The organism is Mesorhizobium sp. M4A.F.Ca.ET.050.02.1.1 (assembly GCF_003997725.1).
Taxonomy (GTDB): domain Bacteria; phylum Pseudomonadota; class Alphaproteobacteria; order Rhizobiales; family Rhizobiaceae; genus Mesorhizobium.
In genome coordinates this window covers 22444-28449 of the sequence record NZ_RZSG01000016.1, presented here as the reverse complement: position 1 = coordinate 28449, position 6006 = coordinate 22444, and the positions used below count along the sequence as shown (strand labels likewise).

The 6006-nt window shown below is 64.6% G+C and carries 6 protein-coding genes and 1 pseudogene; 5 read left to right on the top strand and 2 right to left on the bottom strand.

What is annotated here, in order from left to right; all coding sequences use genetic code 11:
- From EOA33_RS40195 to EOA33_RS02805, 5 genes and pseudogenes are all read left to right on the top strand, one after another.
- Positions 1–117: pseudogene (locus EOA33_RS40195) on the top strand (HslU--HslV peptidase proteolytic subunit); the annotation flags it as partial.
- Positions 118–167: 50 nt separating this feature from the next.
- Complete coding sequence (locus EOA33_RS02820; protein WP_127404907.1) at positions 168–692, top strand: GNAT family N-acetyltransferase; 525 nt, start codon at positions 168–170, stop codon at positions 690–692.
- A 5-nt stretch (positions 693–697) separates the two neighbouring features.
- Positions 698–1297: a DUF2585 domain-containing protein gene (locus EOA33_RS02815; protein ID WP_126057097.1), complete on the top strand. Its 600-nt coding sequence runs from the start codon at positions 698–700 to the stop codon at positions 1295–1297.
- 4 nt (positions 1298–1301) lie between these two features.
- Positions 1302–2612 (top strand): ATP-dependent protease ATPase subunit HslU, encoded by a 1311-nt coding sequence (gene hslU / locus EOA33_RS02810; protein WP_126057096.1) that lies wholly within the window; start codon positions 1302–1304, stop codon positions 2610–2612.
- A gap of 325 nt (positions 2613–2937) precedes the next feature.
- Positions 2938–3897 carry a DUF1402 family protein gene (locus EOA33_RS02805; RefSeq protein ID WP_127404906.1) on the top strand — a complete coding sequence of 320 codons (960 nt, stop codon included), beginning with the start codon at positions 2938–2940 and terminating at the stop codon, positions 3895–3897.
- 20 nt (positions 3898–3917) lie between these two features.
- Here EOA33_RS02805 and EOA33_RS02800 read toward each other — a convergent pair whose 3' ends face one another.
- Positions 3918–4724 (bottom strand): 3-methyl-2-oxobutanoate hydroxymethyltransferase, encoded by an 807-nt coding sequence (locus EOA33_RS02800; protein ID WP_127404905.1) that lies wholly within the window; start codon positions 4722–4724, stop codon positions 3918–3920.
- A gap of 48 nt (positions 4725–4772) precedes the next feature.
- Complete coding sequence (locus EOA33_RS02795) at positions 4773–6002, bottom strand: FAD-dependent oxidoreductase (RefSeq protein WP_127404904.1); 1230 nt, start codon at positions 6000–6002, stop codon at positions 4773–4775.
- Between the last annotated feature and the right edge of the window lie 4 nt (positions 6003–6006).

Below are 6006 nucleotides of genomic sequence, written 5' to 3'. Positions count from 1 at the left end.
CTGATGGACACCGACAAGGACGCCGAGGAGATCGCCCGCAAGGCGATGCAGATCGCGGCCGACATCTGCGTCTATACCAACAGCAACTTCGTTGTCGAAACGCTCGATGCCGCCTGAGGCAATCGACCATGATCCCGAAAAGTGGGACCCGGTTTTCGGATAAGATCATGGTCCAACAAGAGCACGTTTACGATTTTCGGCCGGTGACCGAAAAAGACCTGCCGATGATCGCCGGCTGGCTGGCCGAGCCGCATGTCGCCGAATGGTGGGACGATCCGGAACAAGAGACCGCCGAAATCCGCGAGCACATCGACTCGGTTTCGGTCGAGCCGCTGATCGTCGAGCTCGACGGCCGGCCGATCGCCTACCTGCAGAGCTACGATCCGCATCTGGAGGACGATCATCCCTATGCCGACCAGCCGTTCGGCACGCTGGGTATCGACCTGTCGATCGGCCTGGCGCAGCTGGTCGGCGTCGGCCACGGCACGGCGATCGTGCGGCAGTTCGTCGAGCAGCTTTTCGAGGAAGGGGCGCCGCGCGTCATCATCGATCCGCATCCGCGGAACGCGCGCGCCATCCGCGCCTATGAGAAGGCGGGTTTCAGGCCGATCGGCCGCAGGCAGTCGCAATACGGGGATGTCGTGCTGATGGCCGTCGACGCGGCGCAAGGCGACACGGAAGAGGGGGACTGAACCAGATGAACGCATCCGGCGAGGACAAGACGCTTTCGGCCTATGAGGACAGCTGGCGCATGGGGCTTCTGCTCATGCTGGCTTTGCTGATCTTCCAGGCCGGCGCGCTTTACGGCATGGGCCATCCGCCGATCTGCACCTGCGGCTATGTCAAGCTCTGGCACGGGGTGGTGCAAAGCTCGGAGAACTCCCAGCACATCTCGGACTGGTACACGCCATCGCACATCATCCATGGCTTCCTGTTCTATGCGCTGGCGCGGTTCCTCTTTCCGCGTTCGCCGATCGGGCTGAGGCTCGCCTTCGCCGTCCTCATCGAAGGTGGCTGGGAGCTTCTGGAGAACAGCCCCTTCATCATCGAGCGTTACCGCGCCGGCACGATTTCGCTCGACTATTACGGCGACAGCATCATCAACTCGGTATCGGACACGTTGGCCATGGTGCTGGGATTTGTGATGGCGCGAAAGCTTCCTATATGGGTGGTCGTTGCCCTGGCCCTCATCTTCGAGCTCGGTACGGGCTACATCATCCGGGACAATCTGACGCTCAACGTGATCATGCTGCTGCATCCGTTCGAGTCCATCAAGCAGTGGCAAAGTGGAATTTAGTGACATGAGCACCTTCTCTCCCCGCGAAATCGTTTCGGAACTCGACCGCTTCATCATCGGCCAGAAGGACGCCAAGCGCGCCGTGGCCATTGCGCTCCGCAACCGCTGGCGCCGCCAGCAGCTGCAAGGCCAGATGCGCGAGGAGGTGATGCCGAAGAACATCCTGATGATTGGCCCGACCGGAGTCGGCAAGACCGAGATCTCGCGCCGCCTGGCCCGCCTCGCCGGCGCGCCCTTCGTCAAGGTCGAGGCGACCAAGTTCACCGAGGTCGGCTATGTCGGCCGCGACGTTGAGCAGATCGTGCGCGACCTGGTCGAGGTTGCCATCGGCCTGGCGCGCGAGAAGATGCGCGAGGACGTCGCGGCGCGCGCCCAGATCAATGCCGAAGAACGCGTGCTGGAGGCCCTGGTCGGCAAGACGGCGAGCCCGTCGACGCGCGACTCCTTCCGCAAGAAGCTGCGCGACGGCGAGCTCGACGACAAGGAGATCGAGATCGAAGTCGCCGACACCGGCACCGGCGGCATGCCGGGCTTCGAGATCCCAGGCATGCCGGGCGGCAATATCGGCGTGCTCAACATCAACGACATGCTGTCGAAGGCGATGGGCGGCCGCAAGACCAAGAGCCGCAAGACCACGGTGCGCGATTCCTACGCGCTGCTGGTCAATGACGAGTCCGACAAATTACTCGACCAGGACGAGGTGATCCGCCGCGCTCTCGACGCCACGGAAAATGACGGCATCGTCTTCCTCGATGAGATCGACAAGATCGCGGCCAGGAGCGACATTTCGGGCGGGCCTTCGCGCGAAGGCGTGCAGCGCGACCTGCTGCCGCTGGTCGAAGGCACGACGGTGGCGACGAAGTACGGCCCGGTGAAGACCGACCATATCCTGTTCATCGCGTCGGGCGCCTTCCATGTGTCGAAGCCGTCCGATCTGTTGCCGGAACTGCAGGGCCGCCTGCCGATCCGCGTCGAGCTGCGCGCGCTGGAGAAGGAGGACTTCGTCCGCATCCTCACCGAGACAGAGGCGAGCCTGATCAAGCAGTACGTCGCGCTGATGAAGACGGAAGGGGTCGAACTGGCCTTCACCGACGACGCCATCGATTCGCTGGCCGGCATTGCCGTCGATCTCAACGCCAGCGTCGAGAATATCGGCGCAAGACGCCTGCAGACGGTGATGGAGCGGGTGCTGGACGAGATCTCCTACGACGCGCCGGACCGCAACGGTACGACCGTCACCATCGACTCCGCCTATGTGCAAAAGCATGTCGGCGACCTCTCGAGGAACACGGATTTGTCCAGATTCATCCTGTAAATGCATGTCGCCCAAAAGTGCGCAGCGGTTTTGGGACAACGATATGCATCAGCAAGGAACCCGATGCCGGGCAGGGTTCTGGCTTCGGGCGGGCCGGCAAGGCTTGTCCGGCACGGCGGGCGGGGTGTGGCCAAATGGAAGCATCTGGCCGGCTTTCGCCTTGGCGGGAGGCGGGCTTCTCTCGACTCTCCCACCTGCTTTACCTAGTTTGCCCGGCGACTCGGGCATGCCCAAACTGATCGAGCGGTTTGGGGCATGCATGAAGAAAACACTTAAGGCGCCTTGCCGGATCGTTCCGGCAGGGCGCCTTGACGGGCGGCGGCGTATGAAAAGACGGCTTCTTCTCCTTCTCGGCCTGGCTATGGCGGCGGCTGTGGCCGTGGCCAACGCGCAGACCCTGGTGCCGCCGGGGAACCGCAACGCCGTCCAGCCCGACATACCGGGCGCCTCCAGCCGGCGCACGCAAGCCACCAACACCACCTTCCAGGCCAAATATCGCAAGGTCTACGCGCTGCTGAAGAGCGACGCCGAGCTGCGCGCCAAGATCAGGAAGGAGGCTGCCGCCTATGGCATCGACCCGATGCACATCGTCGGCGCCATCGTCGGCGAGCACACCTACAATGTCGACGCCTACGACCGGCTGCAGACCTATTACGTCAAGGCGATCTCCTATCTGTCGAGCAAGCTCTCCTTCGCCTATGACGGCGAGGACATTAGCGATTTCGTCCAGCGCCCCGAATTCAAGAAATGCGCCGGTATGACCGACAGCTACGATCTGTGGGAATGCCGCGAGCAGGTCTGGAACCATTCCTTCCGCGGCAAGAGCGTTGGCGGCACAAGCTTCCCCAACGACCGTTTCGGCGCCACCTTCTTCCAGCCCTATTATGCCGGCCAGACCTTCGGCCTCGGCCAGCTCAATCCGCTGACCGCGCTGCAGATGAGCGATCTCGTGCACAAGGTTTCCGGACTGCCGAAGCTCGACGTCGGCGATCCGAACACGGTCTACAAGACCATCATGGATCCGGACCTGACGCTGGCCTATGTCGCGGCGACGATCAGGACGTCGATCGATGCCTATAAGAGCATTGCCGGCTTCGACATCTCCGACAATCCCGGCCTCACGGCGACGCTCTACAATGTAGGCAATCCCGAGCAGCGCGCCTCTGCTTTGAAGGCCGAGAACGACAAGCGTCGCGCCGCCGGCGAGCCGGAAAAGCTGCCCGAGGAAAATTATTACGGCTGGCTGGTCAACGACAAGCTGGACGAACTGAAGGCGCTGTTCTAGCCGCCTCGGGTTCGGGCTGTTTAGCCTTCCGCGTCGAGGAACGCCTCGAACTTGCGCAATTCCAGCGCGTCCGCCTCGAGCATGTGGCGCGGTTCCGGATAGGCGCCCGACTGGATGTCGGCGGCATATTCGCGGAACGCGGCGATGCGCTCGCTCTGAATGCGGTCGAACTCCGCCGCGAGATCGCGGTAGCGCTTGGCGTGGCGCGGATAGCGGCCGCGATTGGTGCCGAGCACGTCTTCCGAGAACAGATACTGGGCATCGCAGCCGGCGCCGGCACCCATCGAGATCATGATCAGCGGCGTGCGCCGCGAGATCGCGCTGGCGACCTCGGCCGGCACCACCTCGATTTCGGCGGCGAAGACGCCGGCCGCCTCGAGGTCCTTGACCTGCTTCCAGACGAAAGCGGCGCTCTCTGCGGTCTTGCCGACCGCCTTGAAGCCGCCGGTCCAGGTCGCATGCGCCGGGACCAGGCCGACATGGCCGCAGACCGGGATGTGCTCGTCGCGCAGCCGGCGGATCGTCTGCAAACTGGCCGAGCAGTACATCGCATCGGCGCTCGCCGCGCGCAGCTTCACCGCTGTGCGCAGGATATCGTCGGTGGTGGCGCCCATCTTGGCCTGTTCGTCGCCGGGAATGGCGAAGCAGGTCGGCGCGGCGTCGCGGAAACGCGGGTCGAAGATCAGGTCATAGGTGACCGAGATGATGTCGATGCCAGCGCGTTCGGCGGCTTCCGCTTCTTCCAGCGAGAAGACGCGCAGCTTGGACAACTGACGCTTGCCCTTCAGCGCTTGCAGGTCGGCGACCGTCGGTCTGTTGCGTGCCATTTCTTGATCCCCCTCATGCCGCACGAGATGCCGGCACCTTCCGAAGCCTCACGCAGCCAGCAGCGATTTGAGCTTGACCGTTTGCGACCCGAGCGCCGCCGGCGCCGGCGCCGCGCGCTTGGCGATCAGCATTTCCGCCAGGCGGATATCGCGCGCCACCGCATTGCCCGGACCGATGCCGCTCGCCGCCACCAGCCGTCCGTCGTCCGCCAGGTGGAACAGGATGAAGGCGCCGTCGTCGAGGTCGCGGCGCACCATGCTCTTGCCCTCGTCGGAAAGCCCGGCGATCTGCAGGGTCAGCCCATACTGATCCGACCAGAACCACGGCACCGACGCATGCGCCTCGCCGGCGCCGAGCATGTTTTTCGCCGCCAGCGCGCCCTGCTCCTGCGCATTGCGCCAGGCTTCCAGCCGCACGCGCCGGCCGCCATAGACGGCAAGCGGGAACGAGCAGCAGTCGCCGGCGGCGAAGATGTCCGGGTCGGCGGTGCACAGCTCGGCATCGACGGCGATGCCGTTGTCGATCGTAAGCCCTGCTTCCGCGGCAAGCCCGGTCACCGGCACGGCGCCGATGCCGATCACCGCGAGGTCGGCGGCGATTTGTCGTCCGCCGGCGAGCGTGATGCGCACCTCTTTGCCGTCATCGGCGATTGCTTCTATGCCCTGGCCGGCGAGGATGATCACGCCTTCCGCCTCATGCTCCGCGTGGATTGCCGCGGCGATCTCGGCCGGCACGCCGCGCATCAGGATGCGCGGCTGCGCTTCGATGACGGTGACCGTGGCGCCGAGCTTGCGCGACGAAGCGGCAAGCTCCAGCCCGATGAAGCCGCCACCGACGATGGCGACGCGGCTTTTTGGATTGAGATGCGCGCGGATGGCCAGAGCGTCGTTGAAGGTCCGAAGATAGACACAGCGTTCGCCCAGCCCCGGCATCGGCAGCTTGCGCGGTAGCGAGCCGGTCGCCAGCAACAGCTTGTCGTAGGGAAGCAAAGAACCGTCCGACAGTCGAACCGCATGCGCGGCGCGGTCGATCGCCACGGCGCGGACCGAACGGATGTGCCGGATCGAGCGTTCGGCCAGAAGCTCCTCGCTGGTGATCGCCTTGATCGCCGGCACTTCGCCGGTCATCGCCTCCTTCGACAGCGGCGGCCGTTCATAGGGCAGATGCGGCTCGTCGCCGATCAGCGTCACCGCGCCCTCGAAGCCGAGATCGCGCAAGGCGAGCGCGGCGCGCCCGCCGCATTCGCCGGCGCCGATGATGACCATTCCCCCGGACATCGCG

Bases quoted from the DNA above. Each gene is read 5' to 3' on its own strand.
- EOA33_RS02800 (WP_127404905.1), bottom strand. From the start codon at position 4,724: ATGGCACGCAACAGACCGACGGTCGCCGACCTGCAAGCGCTGAAGGGC.
- EOA33_RS02805 (WP_127404906.1), top strand. From the start codon at position 2,938: ATGAAAAGACGGCTTCTTCTCCTTCTCGGCCTGGCTATGGCGGCGGCT.
- hslU (WP_126057096.1), top strand. From the start codon at position 1,302: ATGAGCACCTTCTCTCCCCGCGAAATCGTTTCGGAACTCGACCGCTTC.
- EOA33_RS02815 (WP_126057097.1), top strand. From the start codon at position 698: ATGAACGCATCCGGCGAGGACAAGACGCTTTCGGCCTATGAGGACAGC.
- EOA33_RS02820 (WP_127404907.1), top strand. From the start codon at position 168: ATGGTCCAACAAGAGCACGTTTACGATTTTCGGCCGGTGACCGAAAAA.
- EOA33_RS02795 (WP_127404904.1), bottom strand. From the start codon at position 6,002: ATGTCCGGGGGAATGGTCATCATCGGCGCCGGCGAATGCGGCGGGCGC.